Genomic DNA, 881 nt, shown 5'->3' on the forward strand with positions numbered 1-881 from the left:
TAAGAGGACCTAACAAAAGTCAGGGCTGGGGTGGCCACCGACGAAGGGCATCCCCAGCTTGAGTGCATGGTCCGCGAACTCGTTCCCGACGCCTTCTGGCAGCGTGTGGCGCCGCTGCTGCCTCCGCCGAGACCCAAGAAGAAGCTTGGACGCCCCCGAGCAGATGACCGAGCGGCGCTGGAGGCCATTGTCTTCGTGCTGAGGAGCGGCATTCCATGGGAGATGCTTCCTCGCAAGCAGTTCGGCCTGTCGGGCATGACAGCCTGGCGCCGGCTGGAGGAATGGACCGAGGCCGGGGTCTGGGAAAAGCTCCAACACCAACTGCTGGATGAACTGGGACTACGAGGCAGGGTGGACCTCTCCCGCGCCAGCATCGACTCGTCGTCTGTCCGGGCCTCAAAAAGGGGGCCCTCACGGGCCCAAATCCGACGGACCGCGCGAAGGCGGGTAGCAAGCATCATCTTCTCGTAGAGGCCCATGGACTGCCGCTCACCGAGTCGCTGACGGCGGCGAACGTGCACGACACCCACGAACTCTTTCCCCTCGTGGACTCCATACCTCCGGTGAGGATGCCTTCAGGGCAACGCTGCTTCCGTCCCAGGAAGGTCCACGGGGATAAGGCCTACGCCTCGAAGAAGAACCGGCGCGGGCTTCGAAAGCGCGGCATCGCACCACGAATCGCGCGACCAGGTGTCGAGTCCAAGGAGCGCCTGGGGCGTCACCGTTGGGTGGCGGAGCGCACTCTGGCCTGGAAAAATCAACTTCGTCGGCTCCGTGTCCGTGACGAGCGCAGGGACGACGTCCACTTCGGCTTCCTCGTCCTCGGCTGCTGCGTCATGCTCTTCCGAAGCCTCTATCCTCACATTTGATAGAGGCTCTAA

The 881-nt window shown here is 63.5% G+C and carries 1 protein-coding gene; it reads left to right on the forward strand.

The window, feature by feature from the left end; genetic code table 11:
- The first annotated feature begins 66 nt into the window (after positions 1-66).
- A protein-coding gene (locus HUA76_RS44755; protein WP_174459508.1) for an IS5 family transposase occupies positions 67-869 on the forward strand; the annotation gives its coding sequence in 2 pieces (ribosomal slippage) (positions 67-412 and positions 412-869; 804 coding nt in all).
- Positions 870-881 lie beyond the last annotated feature (12 nt).

It is taken from the genome of Myxococcus sp. CA056 (assembly GCF_013336715.1).
Classification (GTDB): domain Bacteria; phylum Myxococcota; class Myxococcia; order Myxococcales; family Myxococcaceae; genus Myxococcus; species Myxococcus llanfairpwllgwyngyllgogerychwyrndrobwllllantysiliogogogochensis.